Source organism: Protofrankia sp. CiP1_Cm_nod4 (genome assembly GCF_982290645.1).
Map to the genome: position 1 here is coordinate 20,166 of NZ_CEVIVC010000032.1, position 620 is coordinate 20,785.

Here is a 620-nt window from a genome sequence, read left to right on the forward strand (position 1 = left end):
TCCGTCCTCGGTCCGGCCCCGTACGACCGCATGCGGCTGCGCCTGCCCCATGCGCGTCGCACATTGACCATCACCGAGTGTGCCGCGACACGGTCACCGAACGCCACAGCAAACCAACTATGCGACGGCCACCATTTCATAAAAATCGCAACAGTCGTCCAACATGACACATACTTACACCCTGACCCAACGGTGCCCAGGCCGGGCGCCACACAGCCCGAAAGGACGCCCGCTCCGGGCGCCACACAGCCCGAAAGGACGCCCGAAGCCGACGTCGCCCAGCCTGGACGCCGCACACGCCTCCCATCAGACTCCGGACGATGACCGAACTTTCCGGTGTGAGGGGGGTCGGGTGATGGGCACAATCCGACAGCGGCCCTTCGATGTGCGCCACATCGTTCGCGCATCGGTAACTACCGGGCAACACCCTGCTGTGAAGGTCTGGTCAAAGGGCCGGAAAGTCCACGACGCGGCGGAACGGAGCCACCTGACCCGCACCGACCGCCATCGGCCCGTACCTCGACCCGCGGCCAGCGACCCTGGCCGGTCCGGACCTGGAGGGTTCATGAAACGGACACCGGCAGCCATGCCAGCACCCGGCCCCGATCCCTGTTGTACCG